At 71.7% G+C, this 26,274-nt stretch carries 17 protein-coding genes and 2 pseudogenes; 8 read left to right on the forward strand and 11 right to left on the reverse strand.

Translation table 11 applies throughout. The features are described from left to right. Positions 1-419: 419 nt before the first annotated feature. From NQO67_RS00860 to NQO67_RS00875, 4 genes are read left to right on the forward strand one after another with little or no spacing between them, the layout of a single operon-like run. Positions 420-1,562: a polyprenyl synthetase family protein gene (locus NQO67_RS00860; protein WP_255945281.1), complete on the forward strand. Its 1,143-nt coding sequence runs from the start codon at positions 420-422 to the stop codon at positions 1,560-1,562. Beyond that, positions 1,559-3,127 (forward strand): phytoene desaturase family protein, encoded by a 1,569-nt coding sequence (crtI, locus tag NQO67_RS00865; RefSeq protein ID WP_255945282.1) that lies wholly within the window; start codon positions 1,559-1,561, stop codon positions 3,125-3,127. Before NQO67_RS00860 ends, crtI begins: the two co-directional genes overlap by 4 nt. Continuing rightward, on the forward strand, positions 3,114-4,109 hold the full coding sequence (locus tag NQO67_RS00870) for a phytoene/squalene synthase family protein (protein WP_255945283.1): 996 nt from the start codon (positions 3,114-3,116) through the stop codon (positions 4,107-4,109). Before crtI ends, NQO67_RS00870 begins: the two co-directional genes overlap by 14 nt. After that, positions 4,106-5,113 (forward strand): DUF5914 domain-containing protein, encoded by a 1,008-nt coding sequence (locus NQO67_RS00875; RefSeq protein ID WP_255945284.1) that lies wholly within the window; start codon positions 4,106-4,108, stop codon positions 5,111-5,113. Before NQO67_RS00870 ends, NQO67_RS00875 begins: the two co-directional genes overlap by 4 nt. A gap of 134 nt (positions 5,114-5,247) precedes the next feature. Here the strand turns inward: NQO67_RS00875 and NQO67_RS00880 are convergent, their stop codons facing one another. From NQO67_RS00880 to NQO67_RS00900, 5 genes and pseudogenes are all read right to left on the reverse strand, one after another. Next, positions 5,248-6,744 (reverse strand): FAD-dependent oxidoreductase, encoded by a 1,497-nt coding sequence (locus tag NQO67_RS00880; RefSeq protein WP_255946658.1) that lies wholly within the window; start codon positions 6,742-6,744, stop codon positions 5,248-5,250. Positions 6,745-6,797: 53 nt separating this feature from the next. Next, positions 6,798-7,049, reverse strand: a pseudogene (locus NQO67_RS00885) (ubiquinone biosynthesis methyltransferase UbiE); the annotation flags it as partial. After that, entirely contained in the window at positions 7,045-8,286 is a 1,242-nt protein-coding gene (locus NQO67_RS00890; protein WP_255945285.1) for a lycopene cyclase family protein, read from the reverse strand. The gene NQO67_RS00890 and the pseudogene NQO67_RS00885, both read right to left, overlap by 5 nt. Continuing rightward, positions 8,283-8,681 carry an SDR family oxidoreductase gene (locus tag NQO67_RS00895; RefSeq protein ID WP_255945286.1) on the reverse strand — a complete coding sequence of 133 codons (399 nt, stop codon included), beginning with the start codon at positions 8,679-8,681 and terminating at the stop codon, positions 8,283-8,285. The genes NQO67_RS00890 and NQO67_RS00895 overlap by 4 nt, the downstream gene beginning before the upstream one ends. A gap of 184 nt (positions 8,682-8,865) precedes the next feature. Further along, positions 8,866-9,459: a TetR/AcrR family transcriptional regulator gene (locus NQO67_RS00900; protein ID WP_255945287.1), complete on the reverse strand. Its 594-nt coding sequence runs from the start codon at positions 9,457-9,459 to the stop codon at positions 8,866-8,868. 157 nt (positions 9,460-9,616) lie between these two features. Here NQO67_RS00900 and NQO67_RS00905 point away from each other — a divergent pair, with 157 nt between their 5' ends. The 3 genes from NQO67_RS00905 to NQO67_RS00915 all read left to right on the forward strand — a co-directional run bounded on the left by NQO67_RS00905 (position 9,617) and on the right by NQO67_RS00915 (position 11,605). Further along, positions 9,617-10,240, forward strand: a complete 624-nt coding sequence (locus NQO67_RS00905; protein ID WP_255945288.1) for a class I SAM-dependent methyltransferase — start codon at positions 9,617-9,619, stop codon at positions 10,238-10,240. A 178-nt stretch (positions 10,241-10,418) separates the two neighbouring features. Then, complete coding sequence (locus tag NQO67_RS00910) at positions 10,419-11,051, forward strand: DUF2218 domain-containing protein (RefSeq protein ID WP_255945290.1); 633 nt, start codon at positions 10,419-10,421, stop codon at positions 11,049-11,051. A gap of 365 nt (positions 11,052-11,416) precedes the next feature. Next, positions 11,417-11,605, forward strand: coding sequence for a hypothetical protein (locus tag NQO67_RS00915; RefSeq protein WP_255945292.1), 189 nt, complete (start codon positions 11,417-11,419; stop codon positions 11,603-11,605). A 164-nt stretch (positions 11,606-11,769) separates the two neighbouring features. Here the strand turns inward: NQO67_RS00915 and NQO67_RS00920 are convergent, their stop codons facing one another. The 3 genes and pseudogenes from NQO67_RS00920 to NQO67_RS00930 all read right to left on the reverse strand — a co-directional run bounded on the left by NQO67_RS00920 (position 11,770) and on the right by NQO67_RS00930 (position 16,613). Continuing rightward, positions 11,770-14,181, reverse strand: coding sequence for a serine/threonine-protein kinase (locus NQO67_RS00920; protein WP_374118895.1), 2,412 nt, complete (start codon positions 14,179-14,181; stop codon positions 11,770-11,772). A gap of 1,282 nt (positions 14,182-15,463) precedes the next feature. After that, positions 15,464-16,270 (reverse strand): annotated as a pseudogene (locus NQO67_RS00925) (trypsin-like peptidase domain-containing protein); the annotation flags it as partial. A 37-nt stretch (positions 16,271-16,307) separates the two neighbouring features. Then, positions 16,308-16,613, reverse strand: coding sequence for a CU044_2847 family protein (locus tag NQO67_RS00930; RefSeq protein ID WP_255945296.1), 306 nt, complete (start codon positions 16,611-16,613; stop codon positions 16,308-16,310). A gap of 555 nt (positions 16,614-17,168) precedes the next feature. Between NQO67_RS00930 and NQO67_RS00935 the strand changes: the two genes are divergently transcribed. After that, complete coding sequence (locus NQO67_RS00935; protein ID WP_255945298.1) at positions 17,169-17,777, forward strand: class I SAM-dependent methyltransferase; 609 nt, start codon at positions 17,169-17,171, stop codon at positions 17,775-17,777. A gap of 33 nt (positions 17,778-17,810) precedes the next feature. On the opposite strand, the gene NQO67_RS00940 is transcribed toward NQO67_RS00935, so the two are convergent. The 3 genes from NQO67_RS00940 to NQO67_RS00950 are packed head-to-tail and all read right to left on the reverse strand — an operon-like array spanning position 17,811 to position 26,258. Next, positions 17,811-18,137: an acyl carrier protein gene (locus NQO67_RS00940; RefSeq protein WP_255945300.1), complete on the reverse strand. Its 327-nt coding sequence runs from the start codon at positions 18,135-18,137 to the stop codon at positions 17,811-17,813. A 10-nt stretch (positions 18,138-18,147) separates the two neighbouring features. Further along, a complete protein-coding gene (locus NQO67_RS00945) occupies positions 18,148-18,873 on the reverse strand; it encodes an alpha/beta fold hydrolase (RefSeq protein WP_255945302.1) in 726 nt (241 codons plus the stop codon). Next, a complete protein-coding gene (locus NQO67_RS00950) occupies positions 18,870-26,258 on the reverse strand; it encodes a type I polyketide synthase (RefSeq protein ID WP_255945304.1) in 7,389 nt (2,462 codons plus the stop codon). The genes NQO67_RS00945 and NQO67_RS00950 overlap by 4 nt, the downstream gene beginning before the upstream one ends. Positions 26,259-26,274: the final 16 nt, after the last annotated feature.

The raw sequence follows: 26,274 nt of genomic DNA on the forward strand, positions 1-26,274 counted from the left end.
ACGTCGCGCAGGATTGTGGGACGGCCGTCCGGGAACCGTTGCCGGCGCCGTGGCCATCTTCGGTGGCGGTGTCGCATGCCCTGCCCGAGTGCCCCTCCCGCCCCTCACGCCACACCTGTGACCTGCGGCTTCAGGATGCACACCGCTCACACTGGCCTCAAGATATACGCACCCTTTTCCAGGAGATGCACGCGGTCGCCCGTTTCGGGTCGGTGCGGAGCGGCCGCGTGTCACCTCGGCGACCTGCTCGCTCATCCGCCGACGACGGGGACCGCGCGAGCAGGCGATGCGGGCCCCGACTGGGCCGGTGGGGTGAGTGCCCCTCGGGAACCTGCTCCGCAGGGCAGGAATCGTGGCATCCATAGGGGGACCGCGCCGGAATCCATGGTGTCTGGTTTACGGAGAGTGAGGGATTGCGTGTGCTTGGACTGCGACTCGGCCTGGCCGAAGGGGAGGAACGGGTTGAGCCCCCGAGCACCGCCTCCGACGCCATCAAGCACGTCGAGGCCGTGCTGGGGCGTGTCCTGGACACGAGAATGCGTGAGGCCCGCGCGACCGACCCGGTGTTCGCCCGTGACGTGGCCGGCCGGGTCGCTGCGTTCGTCAGGCATGGAGGCAAGCGGCTGCGCACGGCGTTCACGTGGTGCGGGTGGCGGGCTGCGGGCGGCTCGGGCGACGCGGCGGCGGTCCTGGACCTGGGAGCCGCTCTTGAACTGCTTCAGGCGTGCGCGCTCGTACAGGACGACGTGATGGACGGGTCACCGCTGCGCCGGGGAGCGCCCGCGCTGCACGTGGACCTGGCCAGAATGCACCGGGCGGCCGGGATGAGCGGCTCGCCGGAGTCGTTCGCCACGTCCGCCGCAGTGCTTGCCGGCGATCTCGCGCTGGTGTGGGCGGACGACTTGCTGACGGAGACGGCGCTCGGCTCGCCGTACGGTTCACGTCTGCACGACGAGTGGCGGGCGATGCGTGAGGAGATGGTCGCGGGCCAGTACCGGGACATCCACGCGCAGGCGACCGGCTCGTCAGGCGTCGACGAGGTGTTGGCGACCGCCGTGCTGAAGAGCGCGCTGTACACGGTCGCGCGGCCGCTGACCCTGGGGGCTTCGCTGGCCGGCGCCGACGAGCACACCATGGAGGCGCTCCGCTCGGCCGGCCGGTGTGCGGGGCTGGCCTTCCAGCTCCGCGACGACCTCCTCGGTGCGTTCGGGGACCCGGCAGCGACCGGCAAACCGGCCGGGGACGATTTGAGTTCCCACAAGCTCACCTATCTCCTGACCGTCGCGCTCGGGCTCGCGCGCGCCGACGGCGACGAGGAGGCAGCCGCAGTGCTCGCCGCCGGCGGGGCCGCGCGGCAGGAGCACACCGTCGAGTGCGTGCGAGCCGCGCTGGAGCGGACCGGAGCCCGGGCCGTGGTGGAGTCGAGGATCGCGGAACTCGCGGTCGACGGCCTGCGGCACTTCGCGCGAACGGATGCCGCCCCCGCCGTGCGGCGGGAGTTCGCAGCGACGGTCCAGCGCGCGTCGGGCCTCGCCGGCTGCCACATCGGGGAGGTCGCGTGAGGAGGGTGCCGGGTCCAACGGACCACGTCGTGGTGGTGGGGGCCGGGCTGTCCGGTCTGGTCTGCGCCCTGCACCTGCTCGGCGCGGGGCGCCGGGTGACGGTCGTGGAACGGGACGCGGTGCCGGGCGGCCGGGCCGGCCGGGTGGAGCTCGGCGGGCATCATCTGGACACCGGTCCCACCGTGCTGACCATGCCGCACCTGGCCGACGAGGCGTTCGCGGCCGTCGGGGACAGCCTCGCCCACCACGTCGAACTGGTGGCTCTGCACCCCGCTTACCGGGCCTGCTTCGCCGACGGTAGCGGGCTTGATGTGTACACCGACGGCGAGGCGATGGAGGCGGAGGTGCGACGCTTCGCCGGGCCGGCCGAGGCCGCCGGCTACCGTGCGCTGCGGAACTGGCTGAGGCTGCTGTACCGGACGCAGGTGCGCCGCTTCATCGACGCGAACTTCGACTCCCCCCTCCAGCTCCTCCACCCCGACCTGGCCCGGCTGGCGGCGCTCGGCGGTTTCGGGCGGCTCGACCGGCGCATCGGCCGCTTCCTCTCCGACCCCCGGCTGCGCCGCGTCTTCTCCTTCCAGGCCCTGTACGCCGGAGTGGCCCCCGCTCGGGCCCTGGCCGCCTACGCCGTGATCGCCTACATGGACACGGTGGCCGGCGTCTGGTTCCCCAAGGGCGGTATGCACGCGCTGCCCCGGGGCATGGCGGCCGCGGCCTCCGGCGCGGGTGCCGGCTTCCGCTGGTCGTCCGAAGCCATCGCGCTGGAGCGCTCGGCCGGCCGGGTGCGTGCGGTCCGGCTCTCCTCCGGCGAACGGATCCCCTGTGACGCGGTCGTTCTGACCTGCGAACTCACGACCTCGTACCGTCTACTGGGGGGCGCCCCGTGGCGCCCGGTGCGGCTGCGCCACTCGCCGTCCGCCGTGGTCCTGCACGCCGGGACCGACCGCACCTGGCCCGGCCTCGCCCACCACACTCTCTCCTTCGGCGCGGCCTGGGAACGCACCTTCGACGAGTTGACCAGGTCCGGGCGGCTGATGAGCGATCCATCCCTGCTGATCACCCGGCCGACGGCACACGATCCCACGCTGGCACCCCCGGGCGAGCACCTGCACTACGTCCTCGCGCCCTGTCCGAACACCACGATCGGCCCCTCGGCCGCGGCCTGGCGGGACCTCGGGCCGCGCTACCGCGACAGCCTGGTCGCCGAGCTGGAGAGCCGGGGCCTGGCGGGGTTCTCGGCGAGCATCCGGCAAGAGCAGCTGGTGACGCCGCTGGACTGGGCGGCGCAGGGCCACGCTGCCGGCACCCCCTTCTCCGTCGCTCACACCTTCGCCCAGACCGGCCCGTTCCGCCCGCGCAACCTGGTGAGCGGCGTCGAGAACGTCGTGCTCGCCGGCTGCGGCACCACTCCCGGTGTCGGGATCCCGACGGTGCTGATCAGCGGCAGACTCGCCGCCGAACGCATCACCGCGGGCACGCCAAGCCGCTCCGTACGAAGACCGACCGCCGTCCGCCACGCCCCGCCGTGCACCCCGACCGCGGCTGGTGCCCATGACCCGTCGTGAACTGGATGCCGCGGGCGTCACCGATCCCGGGCTGCGGGCCGCCTACACCCACTGCCGGAAACTCAACGCCCGGCACGGCAGGACCTACTTCCTGGCCACCCGCCTGCTGCCGGTGGAACACCGCTCGGCCGTGCACGCGCTGTACGGCTTCGCCCGGTGGGCGGACGACATCGTGGACGATCTGAACCAGCGGGCGGCACCCGGCGAACGCGAACGGCTGCTGGACCGTCTGGAGCGCGACCTCGCGCAGGCACTGCGCAGCGGCGGCGGGCACGAGCCCGTGGTCCGGGCCGTGGCCGACACCGCCGAGCGGTACGCCATCGACCACGCGCTGTTCGCCGCCTTCCTGGCATCGATACGCAGCGACCTGCACGTCACGGACTATCCGACCTACGCGGACCTGCGGGCCTACATGCACGGCTCGGCCGCCGTGATCGGGCTACAGATGCTGCCGGTCCTGGGCACGGTCGTGCCCCGTGAGGAGGCGGCACCACACGCGGCGGCCCTCGGGGAGGCGTTCCAGCTCACCAACTTCCTGCGGGACGTGGGCGAGGACCTGGACCGCGGCCGTGTCTACCTGCCGGCGGACCTGCTCGTCGCCCACGGTGTCGACCGTGCGCTGCTGGAGTGGAGCCGCGGCACGGGACGGCGCGACTCGAGGATCCGCGCGGCGCTGGTCGCGGCCGAGACGCTGACGAGGGACGTGTACCGGCAGGCGGAGCCGGGCATCGCCATGCTCGATCCGCGCGTACGGCCCTGCATCCGCACCGCGTTCACGCTCTACAGCGGCATCCTCGACGCGATCGCGGAACAGGACTACGCGGTGCTGCACCGCAGGGCCGTGGTGTCCCGGCGCCGCCGTGCGGCGTCGGCCGCGGCCGGTGTCGTCCAGGTGGCGGGCGCACGCTGGCGCGCGCGGGTCCGGCAACGGACAGCGCCTGCGGGTGGTGCGGCACTCCAGTGGAAGGGACCGGTGCAGTGACCGATCGAAGAGGCCGGACCGGATGGACGCCGCCGTTGCGGCGCCGGGGCCCGTCGGCCTGGGCGACGCAGAGGCCGACCTGGCAGGAGGCACGCCCGGCGCTGATCGCCGACGCGGTCAAGCGCGCCTCCTTGCGCCCGGCCGGCAACTGGTTCGTCGTCGGCGCCGCACGGGACGTCCGCGCTGGAGGCCCTCCGCGCGGCAGGACCGTCGGCGGTGTCGAGGTCGTGCTGTGGCGCTCGGACAGCGGTGAACTGCACGCGGGGCCCGGCGCCTGCCCGCACCTGGGGGCGCCGCTGCGGGACGGCCGGGTGGCCTGTGGCACGCTGGTGTGCCACTGGCACGGACTGGCCCTGGACGGTGAGGCGTTCGCGGGCTGGGACCCGTATCCCGTCCACGACGACGGGGTGCTGATCTGGGTCAGGCTGGACGCGGTGGGCGACGAGGAGCCACGGGCAAGCCCTCCGGTACCGGAGCGTCCGGTGGCGGGCAGCGCGGTGGATGCCGTGTTCGTCGCCGTGGGACGCTGCGAGCCACAAGACGTGGTCGCCAACCGTCTGGACCCGTGGCACGGTTCGTGGTTCCACCCGTACGCGTTCGCGGACCTGAAGGTGGTACGGGCGCCAGTGGACGAGGAGGACGACACGTTCGTCGTCGACGTCTCCTTCCGGGTCACGAACCGGCTGGTGGTGCCGGTGAGAGCCGAGTTCACCGCTTCCGGGCCGCGCACGGTGCTCATGCGCATCACCCGGGGCGACGGAGCCACGTCCGTGGTGGAGACCCATGCCACGCCGCTCACCGCACCGACGGACGACCAGCCGCTGACCGCCGTCGTCGAGGCCGTCGTCGCCACGTCGGACCGGCGGGGCTTCGCGCTGGCGCGGGCTGTCGCACCCGCGCTGCGCCCTCTGATGCGCCGGACGGCCGCCCGGCTGTGGCGCGACGACCTGGCGTACGCGGAGCGGCGCTGGGCGCTGCGCAGCGCCGGCCGGCTGCCCGCGTGAGCCAGCCGCGCGAGCGGCGGTCGGTGCGGTCGGCCTTCCTGCCGGTCCGCCGCCCACCCGACAGGCCCACCGCACCGGCCCGCACGGCCGCGGCAGGGCTCACCCGCCGCGTACGGACTCGCGGAACTCGGGACTCAGCGTCGACCGGCAGCGCCGAGTGCCCGCAGTGCGGCGGAACGGCCCGTCCGGGGCACGGTCCACAGCACCTGGCCCCGCACACCCCATCGGGCGAGCAGGGCACCCGCCGCCAGAAACCCGGTGGTGGCGGCGCGTTCCATCAGGGCCACCGGCAGGTCGCAGCGGATCGCGTCGCCGGCAAGGGTCACCTGGGAGTGGGGCGTCGACACGGTGGGCCGCCGGGAGTGTGAGCCGACCGGGAAGAGCGGGCAGTCGGCACGCCACTCGTGTCTGGCGTCCACCATCCGTGCCCCGCCGGTCTCGGGGTAGACCCGGTGCAGGCCGTCGAGCAGGAGCTTTTGGACCTGCTCCCGGTGTGCGTCGGATCCGACGGCATAGGCGTGCAGTTCCACCACAGAGCCCCCGGTCCTGGCGGCCCAGCGGGCAGCCTCACCCTCGTAGCGGTCCAGGACGCTGATGTTGTCCAGGCCCTCGTAACCGCTGGTGCCGAGGAACCCCGGCCGGTCGGCGCGGACGGGCCGGTCGAGCCAGAGCCGGGAGACGAGGAAGGGCGGGGCGGAGCGCAGGCCGGCGATGCCGTCGCGCCAGGCGGGCGTGCCCAGGTCGGGCGAGGCCGCGACGGTTTCGCGCAGCGCGCCGACGTCGAGCGCAAGCACCACCGCATCATGCCGGTGGAGCGCCTTCTCGGTCCGCACCGCCACTCTCCCGCCGTCCGCCGGGTGCACACCGCACACGGGGGTGCAGGTGCGCACATCGGCTCCCAGGCGCTGGAGGTAGTCGCCGAGGGGCTCCCACAGGGCCTGCGGGAAGGGATCGTCCGGCACGTCGAAGAGCAGGCCCTCCGCGGAACCCAGGAAGTAGATGTGGAACATCAGCAGGAGCTCCGCGGCGGACAGCTCGCGGGGATCGGCGAAGAAACTGCGGGAGAACACCTCGAAGGCGAGGTGATGAGCCGCCTCCGGGAAGCGTACGCGGTCGAGGAACGCTGTCGCGGCGAGCGAGTCGAAGCGTTCGTACACCTCGGGCACGCGGACGTCGAGGAGCGGCAGCGCGGCACGGGGGTTCATGGCAGCGAGGTCGCGCCAGCCGAACGTCGGACTGAGGGCGACGAAGCCGAGCGCGCTGAAGGGCGGCGTGCGCGGGACACGGGCGAACCCGTCGGTCAGCCCGCCGCTGTGTCGCAGCGGGTAGTCCGGCAACGGTCTCAGACGGTCGAGTCCCGGGTCGGTCCGGCGCAGCAGACCGCGCAGGTTGTAGTACTGGCGGAAGAAGGCGTGGAAGCCTCGGCTCATGGTCGCCGTGGATCCGTCGGCCAGACGCGTGTGCCATCCGGCGAGACGGCCACCGAGGGAATCCTCCCGTTCGTAGAGGGTCACCCGGGCGCCGCGTTCGGCGAGCAGGACGGCGGCGGCGAGACCGGCGATCCCGCCGCCGACCACGCCGACGCCGGGCGCGTCGGTCCGTGCGAAGCGGTCCCGGCCGGGCGGCGGCATCACGATCTCGGCCTTGCGGTCGCGGCCCCGCCGAGCCGCGCGGTTCGAGGCGTTCACCGGGTCTGCTCCATCGCCGCGGTGAAACCGTTGCGGGCGAGGAAGGTGTGCACGATGCCGGTCTGCCAACCGGCGACGGGTGCCGCCTGCGCGCCGGTGAAACCCGGGGCCAGCAGCCGGGCGGTGAAGGACGCGGCGGTGTCGAAGTCGAGAACGCTGCGCCGCAGGTGATGGTGGAGAGCACGGTCACCGGTGAGGGTGCCGGCAGGGGTGATCACCGCTCGGCACCCGGCGCGGGTTAGGTCACGGTCGCGCAGCACGGTCATCAGGGGCTCCCTTCGGCTCGGGCGCGGGATGGTGGCGGCGGGGCAGGAAGGGCAGCTCGACGGCGGTCCGGAGCATGGCACCGACGGGCGTGCGCAGGCCGATCCCGCATTCCTCCCGGAGCGAGGTCGCTCCGTCGAGGAAGCGCAGCAGACGGTGTGGCGGAACGCGCCGGAACAAGGCGGTGAAGAAGTCGGGGCCGTTGATCCGACCGGTGTCCAGGGCCCGCAACAGCACAGCGTCCATGGCGAGGGCACGCCGTCCGTGCGGTGGCGGCACGTGTGCGTGGCCGCCCTGCAAGGCGGCGGCAACGGCCCGGCTCTGCCGCTGGACGGCGGCGAACGTGTATCCGGTCGCGGGGCGGGTGGCGCCGCCCGCCATCCCGATACGGAAGACGGCCGGCCCCACCTGCCGGGGGAAGCGCCCGTCCGTCATGGGGATGACGCCCTGCTCCGCCGTCTCCACACGGTAGGAACCGAGTCTCAGGGTGTCGCCGCAGTAGCGGGTCAGCGCCGCCTCGTACGCAGTCGTGGTGAGGGGCGTCCTGGAGAACTCGGTGTACTCGACGAGGGCCCGGTCCGGTGTCAGCGGGAGCACGTATCCGAAGGCGAGCCCATGGCAGGGCTGTCGCACGCGGAAGTCCATCAGATCGGCGACCCTGGTGTCGAAGCGGGCGGTGTCCGTGCGCACGAACCAGCCTCGAAAGTGCTGCATGAGCTGTGTACGGGCCGGCGGCAGGGTGCACGGTGGACGGGAGTCGAACACGTGGCGGGCGCGCAAGGTCAGCGTCCGTCCGTCGGCCGTCGTGCATCGGACTTCCGCCCCGTCGGGCGTGCCGCGCACCGTGTCCGCCGTCGCGCGCAGCAGGCGCCCGCCTGGGGAACGGGCCAGCCGAGCATGGACCAACCGCTCGAACACGGACGACCGGATCATGCGGTAGTGCAGCGGCGACGGGTTCACGGTGACCGCGTCGCCTTCGGCGTCGTGCACCCGCAGCCGGGACCAGGTGGCGCACACCGCTTCGTCGAAGTCGCCGGTGCCCTCGTCCCAGTAACACCAGGTACGCTCCGGGGCTCGCCGGGGGCCGCCCGGCGCTTCCACCACGGTCACGGCGCGGGAGCCCGTCGCCGTCAGGCTGTGCGCCAGGCTGAGCCCCGATGCGCCGCCGCCGACGATGACCACGTCGCAGGCTTCGCGGGAAGGGCCGTCGGGTCGGTTCACCTGGCGCGCCGTTCGACGACGGGCGTTCCGTCCCTGCCCGTGCGCGGCAGCGCTGCGTCAGCCGCCATCGCGTCGGCTGGGGCGGCGACGACCTGGCGTGGGTCGCCTCCCTCGGGCGTCGACGGCGCATGCGGGGCTTGAGCGGCCACGCCGGTGAACGCGGCGACGAGGGAGCCGGGTGCCATGAGGGGGAGTGCCGCGCGGAAGAAGGCGGCGGGCGCGAGGAAGCGGTGGGCCGAAGCACCCGGGAACGCCTCGGAGGCCCGGGCAAGGCGTACCGGATCGTGCCCGGCAAGCGTCGGGCGCACTCCCCGCACAGCCAGCTCGGCGGTCAGGGGGCGGCCGAGGATACCGGTGGCACCGGCCACCGGCACGCGAGCGCCGTTGAGGTCCACGTCCGACTCCCGTTCGTTCGGCGAGCCCGCTGCCGGTGCATGTGGCGGATTCGGTTGCCCTCAAGTCAACCGCAGGTCAGGCCGCTCACCGCCGTCCGTCCCGCCCGTGTCGCCGACGCCACGGAATCCCGTACGGAGCCGGCGACCTGCTCCGGCGGAAGCCTCGGCGAGGGGCACGTGGGCGTCAGGGTGGTGGGGGACGCAGCCCGGCCAGGGTGATGGAGACGAGTCGGTGGACGGCGTCCTCGGAGTGCAGGCTGCCGGCTGCGGTGAGGGCGTGGAGGCAGTAGCTCGCGAGTTCGTCGGGGGCGATGTCATCCCGCAGGGCGCCGCTCTCGGCGGCTTCGGCGATCAGGTCTCGTACGAAGGTGTGGAGCTGTTTCTGCGCCTGGGAGACGTGCTCGTCCATGTGCAGGAACGCGGCGATGCCGGCGCCGTGTTCGTGGCGGTGGTGGCGCGCCCGCTCTTGGTGGATGGCGGCGTAGGCCTCCAGGACCGAGGTGAGGCGCTCGCCCGCGTCGCCGGTCCGGTCCCGGATCTCTGCGAGATGTGTGAGATGGCGGCTGACCTGGCGTTCATGCCAGGCCAGCAGGATCGCGTCGACGTCCGGGAAGTACTTGTAGAGCGTGGCGCGGCCGATGCCTGTCCGTTCGGCGATCTTCGACATCGTCACCGACGCCAGACCGAACTCGGCGACCAGGGTCGCGGTGGTGTCCAACGTCGCGTCGCGCACCGCCTGGCGATGCGCGTCGATCGTCTCGTTCCACAACTTCGGCACGGCGTCAGTATACGCACTGACGTGTCCAATACAGAATGGATTGACAGAGACGAAGTGTGTCGATAAAGCTGTGGTGTCGCCTCTGGACACCGTCCAGTTCGGTCATCCGGATGTCCTGGTCATCCGGATGGGCAAGGCAAGGGGAAGGATCTCCGTTATGGCCGACATTGCGCGCCACCATCTGCTCGGTTCCGGACGGCCGTGGGAGCGGCCCGACGACATGTACGTCACTCCTCCGCCGTGGGACATCGGCCGTCCGCAGCCGGCGTTCCTCGAGCTGGCCGAGTCGGGTGCGGTCCGGGGACGGGTGCTGGACGTGGGCTGCGGCACGGGTGAACACACGCTGATGTGCGCCGGACTCGGTCTCGACGCCACCGGCGTCGACCTCGCTGCCACAGCACTGCGAACAGCCGAGGCAAAGGCGCGTGAACAAGGCCGCACGGTCCGGTTCCTCCGCCAGGACGCACTGCGGCTTGCCGATCTGGGGGAGCTGTTCGACACGGTCCTCGACTGCGGTCTGTTCCACATCTTCGGCGGCGAGGACCGTAGCGCCTTCGTCGGCAGCCTGTACTCGGTACTGCGGGCGCAGGGCCGCTACTTCATGCTCTGCTTCAGCGACCAGCAGCCGGGTGACGAGGGGCCGCACCGGGTGTCGCAGGACGAGATCAAGGCGGCGTTCGCCGACGGATGGCGGCTCGACTTCATCGAGCCGGCCACCATCGACATCACCACCGACCCGGACGGCGTTCGGGCCTGGCTCGTCGCGGTCACCAAGATCTGAGCTTCCGCGGGGCACACGGTCGTCGCGGTGCACTTCCACCGCGTGTCGGAGCCCGTCCACGTCACAAGACCCCGTCGACGCTCGTGCGCGGATCGCATCAACACACGTGCAGTCGGCTGGCCATCGGGGCCGCGGCGGACGCGGAACCGGAAGCACTCCCGAAGAGAGAAGGAGCATCATGCTGTCCGCGGAAGCCCGCGTTGCCACCGATCGACCGAGTCGGTACCTCGTGCAACTGTGCAGGCACATCGACCATATGCGCGGACAGCTGCACCGCGAGGCACCCGCCCACGGCGACGGTGACGCGGCTTTCACGGTGCGGCAGGCCGAGTGGGCCGACGATCAGGGGCTCGTCGACTTCGGCTGGGGCCGGTGCATCATGCGCGCCGGACCCGGAGAACTGGTGCTGCACGTCGAGGCCGACGACGAGGACGGCCTGCGGCGGATCCAGGAAGGCATCGCCCGACGCCTCGAAACCATCGGGAGGCGCGACGCGGTGCAGGTGCACTGGCAGCAGGCGGACGACGGCCGGCAGGCGCACACGCCCCCGGCCCTGCCCCGTGACGCTGCGGCGAGCACGCCCGAAGGACGGACCACACGACACCGGCCGCGCCTGGGAGCGGTGGGCCTGGCAGCGGTCGTGGTGCTGGCGCTCTCCGTGCACCTGGGACTGCTCGAAGCGCTGCTGGGGCAGGCACGGTGGGCGGGCTGGGCCGCCGATGTCGTCGTGGTGCTCGTCGTCGTGAAGATCCTCGTCGTGGGCCGGTTCGCCGTCCTGCGCAGCAGGAGATCCAAGGCACGCCTGCGGTAGTGATCCGTGCACCCGGCGGCCGTGGACTGATGGGCGGAGCCCGCGAGCGGCGCCAAGCCGGGCTTGTAGCCGCCCTTCTGGGACCACGGACCGTCTCCTGCGGCGTCTCCTGCGGCCGTGTTCATGCCCGGCTTGGAGGCGTCGTAGGGGAAGGGGCGCGGGCCTCGAAGCCGGCTGGGAGAACGGCCCTGCGGCAGATGCGGCTATGGGTGGAAAGAGCGCAGCCTGGCGCATGGCTCCGGTCTCAATGCCCACCTTGGTGCTGCCGTCAGGGTGTGGCGCATGCTGGCCCGCACGGATTGGTTGCTGATCGGTTCTGGGCCGCGCGCGGTGGTGCCCCCGGGGGCCATTTCTTGATGGGGCCGGTGAGCGTTGTGATGCTGCTCGAACTGGCGAAGGGCATGGCGCAGCCGGTGTGTTCGTTCCAGATCCGCGAACTTGACTCGGTTCGCTGCGAGCGGCCGCTCAAGGACCATGATCTGGTGGCGCAGGACAGGATCCTCGTGCCCTTGTCGTGGTCGCACACTGGCAGTAGCCGCATGGCGAACGTGTGAGTGACGGTCAGGTAGGCGGGACGAAGCAGCACACGTGCTCATCCTGCCCGAGCACCGCACCGAACCGACGCCCGAGTTGCACGGACGGCATTCTCGACAGGCCCAGAGTCGGCGCCTCCGGCTACCACCTGCTGCAACGACGCCCTGTTCCAGACCGGCCTGCTTCAGCGGAAGTCGGAGGCCTGTCTGCGTAGGGCAGCCACGCGGCGGTAGAGCTCGGCGGCTTCCGGGCCACGGCCCAGTTGTTGCAGGCAGTGTGCCTCGTCGTTGAGCGCGGCGAGGGTGTCGGGGTGGCCGGGACCGAGTGATCTGCTGCGTGCGGCGGCCACGGTGCGGTATTCGGGCAGGGCGTCGGCCCAGCGGCCAAGCCAGCCCAGGGCGACGGCGATCTCCCGTCGGCTGACCAGGGTGTCAGGGTGGTCGGCGCCCAGCACCCTGGCGCGGGCTGCGGCCACGTCTCGTGCCTCGGTCAGTGCGTCCTCCCAGCGGCCCAAGCGGCCCAGGTTGACCCCCAAGCCGTGTCGGGCACGCAGCGTCTCGGGGCTGTCGGGGCCTTCTACTCGGGTGCGGTCGGTGACCAGGCTGCGGTACAGCTCGAGGGCTTCGGTGCTGCGTCCGAGTCGGCCCAGGCTGACGCCGATCTCGTGGCGGGCGGCGAGGGTGTCGGGGTGGTCGGGGCCCAGTGCCTCGGTACGTGCCGAAGCGAGGAAGCTGTAGGTCTCCAGTGCTTCGGCCCAGTGTCCGATCAGTCCCAGGATGTGGGCGACCTCGTGCTGGGTGACCAGGGTGTCGGGGTGGAGTGCGCCCAGTACCCGGGTGCGGGCCGCGGCGACCTCGTACGCCATGCGGCAGGCCTCTTCCAGGCGGCCCAGGCGGCTCAGGTTGAAGGCGAGGTTATGCCGGCAGCGCAGCGTGTCGGGGTGGTCGGGACCCGCGGTGCGCTCGCGTGCGGCGAGCACCGCGGTGTATACCTCCTGCGCCTCCCCGTGCCGGCCCGCCCGACCCAGTTCGAACGCGGTCTCCTGAAGGGCGGCGAGCGTGTCCGGGTGGTCGGCGCCCAGGACCCGGGCCCGATCCGCCGCCACGCGGCCGTACTCCACGAGAGCCGCCGCGGCCTGACCGGTACGGCTCAGGCTGAAGGCCACCTCGTAGCGACTGGCGAGGGTGTCGGGGTGCTCCGGACCGAGGACCCGGGCCCGCTCACCGGCGACCGCACGGTGCACGTCGCCCGCCTCAGCCCAACGACCCGACCTGCCCAGACTCAGACCCGTCTCGTGCCGGGAGGCCAGCACTGCCACCGGGTCGGTGACGGAGGTGTCGGCTGGACCCGGGTGGACCGGTGTTGCGGGACCGGTACCGGCGGTAGGTGGAGCGCTGCCGGCAGGGAACGTCCCCCCGGGTGGGACGGCGGGTGCGCTTTCGCCGGGGAGCGGCGGGGCCGGGCGACCGTACCCGGCCCGCGGGGTGGGCGGTGTGCCGGGGCCGCCGGATGCCGCGAGGTACGGGTCCGTGTCGGCGGTCCATGTGGCCGTGAGGCCGGCGGCTGCGTCGGACGGTGGGGTCCGGGGAAGGCCCGCGGTGGTCGACTTCGGACCGTCGGTCATGCCCCGGGTCCAACGCGGCAGGTCCTTCGCCCCGTCCGGCCGCGGTTCGCCGAGCCCGCCACCCGGCGCGTCCTGACGCTGCTCTTGGGCCGACGACCACTGCTGGCGGGCGAGCGCGAACTGGCCGGCCTGGTCGGGGGAGGCGGCCAGTGCTGTGGTCACGACGCGGCCCGCGCGGAGCCGGTGCACCAGTTCGCGGGCATCCCGTGGCCGGGCGTCGGGGTCCTTGGCGAGCAGGTCGAGGATGATCTGCTCCAGGTACGGGGGGAGTCCGGCGCGCTTGGTGCTGGGCGGCGCCGGCAGGGTGTCACGATGCCCGACGAGCACCGCCCAGGCGTCGTCCAGGTCGAAGGGCGGCGCCCCGGTGGCGATCTCGTACAGCACGCAGCCCAGCGAGTACAGGTCACTGCGGTGGTCGATCTCGATGCCGCCGATCTGCTCGGGCGACATGTAGTGCGGCGTGCCCATCGCGATGCCCGAGCCGGTGAGCCTCTGGGTGAAGCCGACGTCGTGGCCGAGCCGGGCGATACCGAAGTCGCAGATCTTCACTGTGCCGTCGGCGAGCCGCATGATGTTGGCGGGCTTCAGGTCGCGGTGGAGGATGCCCTGCTCGTGGGTGTAGGCGAGGGCGGTGGCGACCTGGTCCGCGATCTCTTCGACCTGGGCGACCGGCAAGGCGCGCGGAGGACCCTCCTGGCGAGACATCAGCTGGTGAAGGTTCTCCCCCTCCAGCAGTTCCATGACGAGGTACAGCACACCGTCGTACTCACCGAAGTCATGGACGACCGTCACGCCACGGTGCTGGAGGGACGCGGCCATCCGCGCCTCGCGACGGAAGCGCTCCTGCAACACCCGGCTGAACGACTGGTCCTGCTGTGGCGTCAGCGGCTTGAGGCACTTCACGGCCACCCTGCGGCCCAGCTCCTCGTCCCGAGCACGCCACACCTCTCCCATGCCGCCGCGGCCGATCATGCTGAGCAACTGGTAGCGGCCCCGGATGAGCTCTTTGACAGCACCGCGATTCCGCCGGCCCTGCCGGGATGCGGCCGAGGTGACAGGGGCGGTCAGAGGGGCGTGACCTGATGCTGGGGGCGGCTCGTCGAGAGGGTGGGTCCGCGCGTTCATCTGCCGGCGTGCAGCGCGCAAGAGCTCTGCGGACAGCAGGCTTGTGGCGTGTCGCTGCCCGAGCACGTTCACGTTCTGCCGGTGTACTTCCTCGAGGCTCCGTATGGTGTGTTCCAAAATGTGGCCGGAGGAAGTACGCCGGGCTGTTTCCAGTTCGGCGTGGGCCTTGTTGGTGAGGGCGGCAAGGGACAGCTGATGCAGCGGTCCGAAACAGTCCGCGGCCTTCTGGGCGGCGGTCCGTAAGGTGGGCAGCGATCGGCCCAGGCGAGCGGCGTCGCCGCCGAGGCGAGCGGTCTCGAACTCCGCGCAGGCCAGGTTGGTCAGTGCTATGACGGTTTGCGGGTGATCCGCGCCGAGAACGGCCGCGGCCCTGGTTGTGATGACGTCCAGGGTGTCCACGAGTTTCTCCATACGTTCCCGGCCGTGCCGGGACCTGGCCGCCTCGAACTCCAGAGCGGCTCTGGACGTGAGGAGGGATATTTCACGGGCGTCTATTCGCTCGCCGATTTCCACGACAGGGGAAGCGAGCGCCCTGCGGTTGGAGACCCGAAACTCCGCTATGGCGCTGTCCAACTGTTCGCGATCGCTGACCAGCCGGGCAAGGGAGGCGTTAACGGCGGCCAGCAGGTTGAGTACGTCCCATTCTTCGACGGAGTACCGGTGGGTCTCGTCGCCAAGGACCTCCCTGGCCGACCGGGCGGCCTCGCTGGCCGCGTCACCGTTTCCGGCGCGAGCTTGGACAGATGCCAGATTGGCGTACGTCCGTGCCCGGAGTAGCGGTGCGGCCAGGTCGGGAATGAACTCGATCGTCCTCGTCAGCCAGCTGGCCGCCATCTCGAGGTCACCCAGGGTGGCGGCCATGACGGACAGCCGGTTGAGTGTGGCGACGAACGTGGTGATATCGGTTGGCGACGAAGACAGCATGGCAGCGGCCGCAGCCCGGAGGACACGCTGGGCCCCCTCGTGTTCCCTGAGGGCCTGGAGAAGCGCAGCCAGATAACACACGGACTCCATGGCATTCGGTTCACGCCTGACGATGTCGGCGGCGGCCTCGTCCGAAAGGCCCGCAAGCGAGGTGCTTTCGAACGGAGTACGGCTGGTCAACGCGGTCTCGGCACTGCTGATCAGCTCAGTCAGTAAGGTCGTCACCAGAACCACCTAGCGCCATGTCGATCACACCCCTCGCTACCTGCGCTTGCAGGGTGAGGAGGTGCGTAGGATCGAGCAGGTCCTGGCTGGACCATTCTTTGAGGGCGGCGAGCAACGCCTCGCCCTTCTTGAGTGCAGCTCCCAGACTGCGGTCCTCGGGGATCTCGGAAACCGTGACCGGAGCCTCTGCGTTCGAGTCCAGAACCTTGAGCAGATGACCGGTCTGAAAGTACTCGAATCGCGCCATGACTTCGCGAATCGTGGCCGCGAATAGCACGTTGGTCGAGCGCTCACCGCCTTGGCGATCGGGATACTGCTCGACGAGAACGCCCAGGACGGCCTCTTCCTGACCTGGTGTCACGCGCTCGACCGGACCACCCGAGTACCCTGAATAGTCGCCGAGCCCCTGTGCGGCCAGAAGCTGAATGACCTCGATACAGCCGCCGCCCTCGCACGCGTAGTCCATGGTGCCGTTGTCGACTCTTCCGCCCAGATGCGGATCGTCGAAGGACGGTCGATGGAGGCCCCGCCAGAGATCTCCTTGCCGGGCCAGATCCGCCTTGGGTGGCGCTATCGGAACGATGCCGGGCTGAAGAATCTCGATGAGTGCCAAATCGGCCTCTTCCGCGCGGCGTAACACACGCCCTTCCACATGGTGACCTCCTTCGAGTTCCACAGTCACTCGTTCGTCCGTGGGGGACAGGTAGCGGAGACAGTGGTTCGCGGTCACGACGAAGCAGCGAGTCAGGAGGAACCCCGCGCCTAACGCCGTCCCACCCTGCTGAAGGTCGACTGCGTAGCCCCCTCCCCGGCATCGGGCACCCTCAGGCCCGCTCGACGGTGAGGGTCACTTCGAACGAGGCTTCGGCTGAAGCCTTGGAGAGGATCACCCCGGCCTCGGCCGCAAGGGTCACTCCGAACGTGAGTTCCACACTGGCGACCCGCCAGCCGTCACTCGGGGCCATACGGGCCAATGAGCCCTGAGCGATTTCCGACGCCGAGACGATCGCCTGTTCCAACTCGTCGGAGCGGTCCTGCAAAGAAGCGGTACTGCGATTTCTGTTGCGGATCTGACGGGAGCCCTGAGCGTCCACTTCCACCGTCTCCACCCGCACCACCGAAGCTGACATTTCCCCCGCACCGTCCCGGATGTAGTCAGACTCGCCTAACAGGCCTACCTGCCAGCGTAGCTGGCATGGTTTCCCGGTGCGGCCTCGTCTCGGAAACCGTGTGTCCGCGCCGATCCGCGTAACGCGTATGACGTGTGATCACAGGAATGAGGTTTCAGCTGCCAGCGATGATTCGGCGGGGTGGGGAGTGGCGGGCGGTGGGACAGTGGGGAAGCCCTTCTGTATTCCGAGCGGTCACAGGACCGAGCGGGCACGCACCGACAGCCACGCTGGGAGCACCATCGGCCTGTTCGGTGGCCTGCTGAGGTGATGACCGTTGAGCGGCTGGGCCGGACGAGCTTGGGGAGTCGGCGCCGGTGACGGGCCACGGGCCGTACATCATCGGCTTCGCGAGCTTGGGAACGACCGTCCGATAGCGGTTCGTCCAGGCAGGTGAGGTCGCCGGGAGGGGCCTGCGAGAGGGGAAACTTTTCGCGCCGCCAGGCAATAGGCATGCCACAGACCCCGCCCCTACACGAGTGAGGCCACGTCGTGTATGCCTACACCGCTTCCTTCATGAACAAGTACGACCTGCTCGTGCATGCCGTGAACTGCCCCTTGTTCTGGCGGTGCCCGACCCGGCACATCGTCGATCTCTACCGGCGTCACGCCGGCGGCAGGCACCTGGACGTCGGGCCGGGGACGGGCTCGCTTCTGCGGCGCTCCGCCCTGCCGACCGGGACCGCGGTCCACCTGCTGGACCGTCATGAGGCCCCGCTCGACATGGCGCGCAAGGCCCTGCCGGGCCACCGGGTGCGAACGTACCGGCAGGACGTGCTCAAGCCGTGGGAGGTGGACGAGGCGAGCATGGAGTCCGTCGCCATGTCGTTGGTCTTCCACACCCTGCCCGGTCAGGGCATCCCGGCGAAGTCGCACCCGGTACGGGAGGCCGCCCGGGTGCTCTCGCCCGGCGGCCGGTTCTTCGGTGCCACCGTCGTCGGCCGGGGCCAGGCGGTGCGGGTGCCTGCGCAGGCCCGGTGGCTGATGGACGTGTACAACCGACGCGGCATCTTCGCCAACGCCGGCGACGACGCCGACGACCTCGATGCCGTGCTGCGGACGTCTTTCAGCACGGTGCGGACATGGTCGCGGGGGTGTGTGGTGCTCTGGGTGGCGTGGAAGTGAGCCCGGCGCTCTGTGTCGACGGTATGGCCGTGGTCAGCCCGGCACCTGGTGCGACGGTGCTTCCTCGACCAGGCTGCTGAGGATCCGGGCCGCTTCGAAGAAGGAGGTGTCCACGCCGAAGCGCGCCCGTGGCACGGGGACGCCGATCCGTGCGGCGATGCGGCTGCGGATGCGCGACGCGGTGAGGGAGTCGACACCCGCCTCGGGGAAGGTGAGATCGGGATCCAGGTCGTCGGTGCCCGGGTAGCCGAGCACGTGCGCGGTGCACTCCGTGATGACGTCGAGCAGGATGCGTTCGCGTTCGGCGTCCGGCATGGCGCGCAGGCGGACACCGAGGGGGAGGTGGGGATCGTTCGGCAATAGTGGCTCCTCAGATGGGGATGGGATCCGCGCCGGCTGTCCTGCCCAACCAGGTGCGCAACGCGGCCAGGAAGCCCTCGAGCTGGTCGTGGTGGATCAGGTGACCGGCGTCCGGGACGGTGGCCGTGTCGAAGCCGGCTTGCCGTAGCGCGGCCTCGTCCAGTTCCGGCGCCACACCCGGGATCCCGGCCCGCAGCACGAGGGACGGCACCGCGGCACCCGGTGGCGCGCCGGGCATGTCGAAGGTGTGGAGGTCGGTCATGGTGCGCGGGTCCCAGCGGGCTCTGCCCGCCGCCTCGGCGGTGACCGCATGCCGCGGCCATGCGGGGTACTGGGCGGCGATCTGCCGAGCGCTCGCCGCCATCAGCCGATTCGCACGGGATGCTGCGGGTGGATCGGGCACGGCGGTGATCCCCCAATAAGGCTCCGCGTAGACCAGCCGCGCCGCTGCCAGCCGCTGCGCCGCCAGGGTCAGCACCGCGGCGCCCACGGAGTGCCCGAGGGCGAGGTCGGCGCCTGCGGGCAGGGTGTGGACGAGATCGTCGGCGAGCGCCTGGGGGCTGTAGTAGCCGCGTGGGCTGCGACCGTGGCCGCGCAGGTCGGGTGCCAGCACCCGGTAGCCGAGTTGGACGAGGCCGGGCGCGACCGCTTCCCAGGTGCCGGAGTCGGACGCCAACCCGTGCACGAGCAGCGCCGTTCGTCGGCCGTTGCCCCAGGTCCTCACGTGCAGCTTCACTTCGCTTCCTCGCGCAGCCGAGCCACGACGCGAGCCGCCAGCTCTGTCACTGACGGCCCTGAGGAGACCTCTACCAGGGCCAGTTCGCAGCCGAACTCCTTGCGGATCGCGCCGATCAACTCGGCCGCCATGATGGAATCCACACCGAGCTGGTCCAGGGAGAGCGAACGGTCGATGCCGCCGGCCGGTGAGCCGAGAATGCGGCCGACCAGCCGGCACAGCATGTCTTCAGCCACCTCTCGAGCCTCCTGGAGCGGAGCCTGCGCCAGCCTCCGCCGCTGCGTCTCCAGCACCGCGTAGTCGACGTGTTCACCGAGCGGCACGAGATGGCGCAGCCTCGGGCGATCGCGGAAGTAGGGTCGGACGTCGGCCAGACGACCCCAGTCGATGTTGAGCACGGCGGCGACATCGGCGTCGCGGTCGAGGAGTTCTTCCAACGCCGCGAACGCCTGCTCGGTGCTGATCAGACCCAGGCCCCGGTTGACGGCGTTCCGTGCGATGGCCTGGTCGGCGAGCGCGCCGACCCCTTCGATGCCGCTCCACTGGACGGCCAGACCGGGCAGGCCCGCGGCGCGGCGCTCGCGGACGACGGCCTCCGCCATGGCGTTCCCGGCCGCGTACGTGGCCTGATGCAGATGGCCGATGGCACTGGTGATCGAGGAGTAGACGATGAAGAAGTCCAGGCCGAGCGTTCTGGTCGCGATGTCGAGCACCCGGGTTCCGCCCAGTTTCGGCGCCAGCACGGCCCGGTCCTGCTGCGCATCGCCGTCGGTGAACGCGGCGTCGTGCAGGACGACGGCGGAGTGGACCACGCCGCGCAGCGGCCCCTCGTGCTCCGCCAGCTCATCGAGGAGCGCTCGCACCTTCTGCGGGTCGGTGACGTCGACGGCATGGGCGGTGGCGCGGGCGCCGTGCTCCCGCAACCGGGCAAGAAGGGCGTCGGCACCCTCGGTCGCCGGCCCGCGGCGGCTCACCAGGACCAGGCGTCGAGCCCCGCGCGCGGCGAGCCATTCGGCCGTCGCGGCGCCGAAACCGCCCAGCCCTCCGGTGATCAGGTAGCAGCCCTCCGGATCCAGGACGAGAGGACGGTGGGTGCGGCGCACCGGGGGCAGAGCGGAGAAGTCGAGGACGGTTTCTCCGATAGCGGCTCCGGTGCGCAGCCACTGGAACGCCTCGGCTGCCTGCGTTGCCACGTGGCAGGTGAAGGGCACCGGGCCGTAGGTGCCGTCGGCAACCCGCGTGGCGACCGTGGCGAAGAGGGGGGCCACCGACTCGGGCTGCGTGGTGACCGCCCACGCGGCGTCCACCGAGGCGAACAGGGTCTCGCTGTGCCGCAGCTGCGGCGTCTCCGCGTCCTGCGTGCCGTGCACGACGCGGATGAGCCGGCCGCCCGGCGGCAGGATGGCCACGGTGTCGGCGGTGTCGGTACCGTCACAGTCCAGCACCACGTCGGGGCCCGGTCCGGTGCGGTCGCGCAGGTGGCGGTGGAGCGCCGGGTCGGTGCTGTCGAAGACGTCCGCCGCGCCGACCGCCCGCAGCATGTCCCGGTCGGCCTCCTGCTCGGCGGCAGCCAGGACGCGGGCCCCGGAGCGCCGAGCGTGGACCGTGGCCGCCAGGGCGAGCCCCCCTCCCGTGCCGCGGATGAACAGCGTTTCGCCGCGATGCAGCCGGGCGATGTGATCCAGGGCGCGATGGGCCGTCAGGAAAGCCGCGGGCAGCGCCGCCGCCTCGGTGAAGGCCAGGCCGTCGGGGACGGGCGCCAGCATGTCGACGCGTGCCCGCACCCGGGAAGCGCAGGCGCCGGGCGCGAGTCCGTAGACACGCTCCCCGGGTGCAAGGCCGGCGACATCCGGCCCCACCTCGACGACCACGCCCGCCAGTGCGCAGCCGACCCGGCGGCGCGCCCCGGTGGCGACCTCCGTCGCACGTGCCGCGTCCCGGGGGGTCACCGATGCGGCCCGTACCTCGACGACCACCTCACCCGCACCAGGGGGCTTCACCTCGACCTCCTCCCACGACAGGCGGTGACCGGGCCCGGCGTCCTCCACCAGCAGGGCGTGCGCTCCGTCCGGCGCGTCGGACGGACGGGTGGTGTCCTGCCGCAGCCGCGAGACGAAGCGGCCGTGCTCGGTGAGCACGATCTCGTCCTCGTCGTCCGGGCAGGCCAGTTCCCGCACGAGGATCCGGGCGTCGGTGTCCGCGTCCCCGCTGGTACGGAGCGCGATGTGGCGGGCTGTCAGGTGGGGGCGTTCGCCGTCGAGCACGCGGGCCACCCCCCACGTCGCCGCGTCCACGGGAGCGGGCCGGGCGCCGAGCGTGGGCATGGCGCCAGTGGAGGTGTTGACGATCCACAGGTGAGGTGTGACGCCTGCGGTGTCACCGCCGTCGAGGAAGGCACGCAGCACGGCGATGCGGGTGAGCGCCACGGCCATCTCCTCGCCGCCCGTCGCTTCCCGGGGGTGCCGGAGCACCAGTACCACATGGTCGGGGCGCGCCGTGTCGAGCAGTGTGGCCCACTCCGCCTGGTCGGCGTGCGTCGGCATGCGGGTCGCCTGGCCGCCGGCCTCCTCCAGCCGGGACCGCAAGGCGTCGGCGAGGGGCCGGGCCGCGTCCTCGGCGGCCACGACCCAACGCCCTCCCAGCGGGACCGGCTCCTGTTCCGGTGCCGGTCCCGGTGCCTGATCGTCCGCCCGCTGTGCGAGCAGGACCGACTGCCCGCCGGAGTCCGGTGAGGGGCCGACCGGGGCGAGGGCACCGAAGCCGCACTCGCCCAGGACACGCCGCCACCCCGGCGCGTCGAGCAACGGCGACTGCGTGCGGAGGTCGGTGTCGCGGTAGCTCCAAAAGCCCTCGAGCAGACCGAAGACGAGCGCGAGAATGCGCGGATCGTGGTGTTCCACCACCAGCAACTGCCCGTCCGGGACGAGCGTGGCGGCCACCCGGCGCAGGGCCTGACGCAGGTCCGAGGCGACGTGGAGCACGTCGGCCGCGACCACGAGATCGAACTGCCGTCCCGTCAGGTCCTGTTCGGCCAGGGACAGCTCCAGGTCGAAGGGCTTGTACTGCACGAAGTCGTAGTCCTCGAAGCGTTTCCGCGCCGCCTGGAGCAAGTGCGTGGAGACGTCGGTGAAGACGTACTCGGTGCGGTCCGCCGGCAGCAGGGGCAGCAGGGCGGAGGTGATCGATCCGGTGCCGCCCCCGACCTCCAGGACGCGCAGCGGACGGTCGGGGGGCCAGCTGTCGGCCAGGGCGGCCACGGCGGTCGCTGCGCGCCGGGTGGCTGCGCGCGCCATCGGCGTCGACTCGTAGCAGTACTGGGCCTGGTGGATGGCGCCCTCAGGGAAGACCGCCTGCACCGCGTCGATCTCACCGGTCAGGACCTGGCGCAGGTGCCGGGCGCACCGCTCGTACAGCACGCGCACCGGTGCGATGCCGGGGAGGTGCCGGCTCGTCGCCGCAAGGCTCCTGTCCGGATCGATCCCCGCGAGCGGCCGCCACCTGGGCGGCTGTCCAGCCGGCGAGACGTTCTCCAGCAGGCCGTGGTCCTCCGCGGTGGACGCGAGCAGGGCGACCAGCCGGTCGTACTGCGGCAGCACTCCGGCACCGATCAGGCCGGGCACGTCGAAAGGCGCACCGTCCGGCGCCAATTCGGAGAGCACCCGGGCACCGTGATGGGCGGTGAACTCGACGGTGGCCTCGGCGGTCGCCGCTGCCGCCGCGCCCGCGTCCTCCGTGGTGGCGGCCGACGCCAGGGTGGCCGGGCTCGGCGCCGTGGAGCGCGGCCGTGCTCCCGGACGGGAGGCTGACCGCAGTACGGTCGTGTAATCACGCGGTCGGTGCGCGGCGCTGTGCCAGCGCCTGCCTCGGTAGCCCTCGATCTCCACGGCCACCGTGCCGTCGTCGTCGGTGACGGTCAGGTCGAAGGTGGCCTCGTCAGCGGTGACCTCCCGCAGACGGACGTGGATGTGTCCGGCCCCGGCGGGACGCCGCCAGCGGCGCAGGGACCCGATGGAGTGCGGGAGGAACGGGTCCGTGTCGGTGTCCGCCAGCAGGACCGCGGTGGCTTGCAGCGCAGCGTCCAGCAACGCGGGGTGCACCAGGAAGCCCTCCTCGGCGTCCTGCTCGGCGCAGTCGTCCGCAAGCTCGTAGTCGGCCACCGCGCGGTCTTCGAGAGTGTGCAGCACGCGAAGCGGGCGGAACGCCGGCCCGTAGCCGATTCCGAGCGCCGCCATCCGCGCATAGTGTTCCGCGGCGCTCCAACGGCGGGCGTGCGGGGAGCCGACGACGTCACCGAAGTCGCCTCCGGCCGGTGGCGGGCCGTCTCCCAGGGGCCGGACGAACGCTTGTGCATGCGTTTTCCAGGGAGCCCCACCCGCGCGAGCAGCGATACGCACCAGGCCGCCGTCGTGCACGGACACCTGCGTGCGCACGTCCATCGCCGGGTCGTCCCACGGCAGCGTCAGCAGGCGTCGCAGCCGCAGGTCGCAGACTTCGGCGGGGCCGCCGAGCGCGCGGCGGCCGGCCGCAGCCGCCATCTCCGCGAACGTCGCACCGGGCATCACCACCTCGTCACCGAGGCGGTGATCGGCCAGCCACGGCAGGCGCGCGGGCTCCACCTCACCGTGCCACCCGGGCTGCTGCAACGGCGCCCGCACACCCAGCAGCGGGTGCTCGTACCTGCCGTGTCCGCTCCCGGTCAGCGGCGCCCACCACTCGGCCGCGCCGTTCCAGTGCCGGGTTCGCTGCCAGGGGGTCCGGGGCAGCTCGGCGACCCGTCCGCGAACGGGGAAGAAGGTCTGCCAGGAGACTTCGGCGCCGGCGGCGAGCACGGCGCACGTGGCGTCGTCCAGCTGTGCGGCGCCGCCCTCGCCGCCCACGGGCCGCGCCAGTGTGGGCACGACGGCGGCCCGGCGGTGCCCGGCGGACGCCGACCGCTTGAGGTAGCCGCGCAGGACGGGGTGCGGGGCGATCTCCACGAACACGTCGGTGCCGTCGTCGGCGAGCGCCCGGACGGCCTGCGCGAACAGCACGGGTTCGCGCACGTTGCGGCACCAGTAGTCCGCGCCGCCGTCGCCCGGCTCCAAGAGGCCGCCGGTCACGGTCGAGATCATCGGGATGCGCGGCGCGTGTGCGACCAGCCCGGCCAGAGCGTGCCGCAGGGGCTCCACCACGGAGTCCATGCCCCTGCTGTGAAACGGGTGGTCAAGGTCGAGCTCGCGGAAGAAGACGTCTTCCAGTGCCAGCCGCTGACCCAGCTCCCGCAGGGCTGCGGACTCGCCGGAGACGGTGACGTTTCGCTCGTCGTTGATCCCGGCGATCTCCAGCCGCCCCCGGAAGGCGGCCAGCTTCTTCTCGACGCGGGCGGGCGACAACCCGACGGCAGCCATCCTGCCACTGCCCGCCGTACCGGCCTGGGCCCGGCTGCGTTCGACCACCACGCGCGCCGCCGACTCCAGGGTCAGCACCCCGCAGGCGTAGAAGGCGGCTGCCTCACCCACACTGTGGCCTGCGACGGCGGCGGGGCGCACGCCCCGCTCGGCGAGTTCGGCGACGAGTCCCGCCTGGACCGCGAAAAGCGCGGGTTGGGCGTACTCGGTCCGATCCAGTCGCGAACTCTTCGCCGACGTGCGCAGCTCGTCGATCACCGACCACCCTGCGAGTGAGCGCACGGCGACGTCGACGCGGGCGACCTCCTCGCTGAAGGCGGGCAGGACACCGAGCAGGTCGGCACCCATGCCCGCCCACTGGGCACCGTTGCCGGAGAAGACGAAGGCCACCTTCCCGTTCTCCGCGGCCGTGCGTACCGCGTCCGTACCACCCGCTGGTCGGGCCACCTCCGCCAGGCGATCGGCCGCTTCCGCCGCGTCGGAGGCCAGCACCGCGGCGCGGTAGGTGCGGTGCCCCCTGCGGGTGCAGGCGGTCGACGCCAAGGCGTAGAACTCGTCGGGGGCGGCCGCGCTGAACCGCTCGGCGAACGAGCCGGCGGCCTGTCGCACCGCCGCCTCGGTGTGTCCGGAGACCACCACCGGCAACCGCCGTCCCGCGTCGACCTTCGGGGGCTTCGTCGTCTCCTCGGGAGCGGGCGGGCCCAGGATGACATGGGCGTTCGCACCGCCAGCGCCGAACGAGTTGACTCCGACGAGTCCGCGCCCCGGCGCCCTGACGGGCCGTAGCGCACGCACCGGTTCGATCCCCAGCCCGGCAAAGTCGATGTCCGGATTCAGCGTGTGCGCGTGGAGCGAGGGCGGGACCTGGCGGTTGCGGATCACCGTGATCGCCTTCAGCAGGCCGACGATCCCGGCTGCCGCCTCCAGGTGCCCGACGTTCGTCTTGACCGATCCGATCGGCAGCGGTCCGCCCTGGCAGCGCCGGGTGCCGAGCGCCTGGCCGATGGCGGTGCACTCGACCAGGTCGCCGACGCGCGTGCCTGTGCCGTGCGCCTCCAGGTAGGCGAGGTCGTCGGGTGCCACGCCGGCCCGTGCGTAGACCTCGCGCAGGAGGTCCCGCTGGGCGTCCACGCTGGGGTGGGCCAGACCAGGGGTGTGGCCGTCGCAGTTCGTACCGGTGCCCAGGATCACGGCATGGACGCGGTCCCCGTCGGCTACTGCGTCGCGGAGCCGCTTGAGCACGACGAGGCCACCGCCCTCGGCCCGCACGAACCCGTCCGCGTCAGCGGAGAAGGCGCGGCTGCGGCCGGTTGGCGAGAGCATCTGCGCCTTGCTGGCGACCACGTACTCGTAGGGATCGAGGACGGCGTTGACCCCGCCGGCGAGCGCCAGCCGGCAGCGGGTGTCCTGCAACGTCTCGCACGCCTGGTGGACGGCGACCAGGGATGACGAGCACGCGGTGTCCACCGTGAGGCTGGGCCCGCGCAGGTCGAAGTGGTAGGAGATCCGGTTGGCCACGACGGTTCCGGTGTTGCCCATGGCGGTCGGCGCGTCGATCGACGCCACGTCGCGCGATTGGAGCGCGCCGTAGCTTTGGGCGTATACGCCGATGTGGACGGCGGTGACGGAGCCGCGCAGCTCCGCCGGATCGACGCCCGCATCATCGAAGGCCTCGACGGCCATCTCCAGCGCCATACGCTGCTTGGGGTCGATCCGAGCTGCCTCACGGGGGGAGATCCCGAAGAAGGCGGGGTCCCAGTCCTCGATCCGGTCGAGGAAGCCGCCGGCGAAGGTGTAGCTCTTGCCCGGCCGCCTCGGGTCGGGGGAGTGGAACCACGCCTTGTCGAACCGATCGGGGGGCACATCGGTGATCAGGTCGCGGCCCTCGCTCAGGGCGTCCCACAGCACGTCGAGACCGTCGATCCCGCCGGGGAGACGGCAGGCCGCTCCGATGACGGCGACCGGCTCGTGACATGCGGGATGTTGCCCGTCATTCATGCGGTTCCTCCTGTGC

Source organism: Streptomyces odontomachi, assembly GCF_024435355.1.
GTDB lineage: Bacteria > Actinomycetota > Actinomycetes > Streptomycetales > Streptomycetaceae > Streptomyces > Streptomyces odontomachi.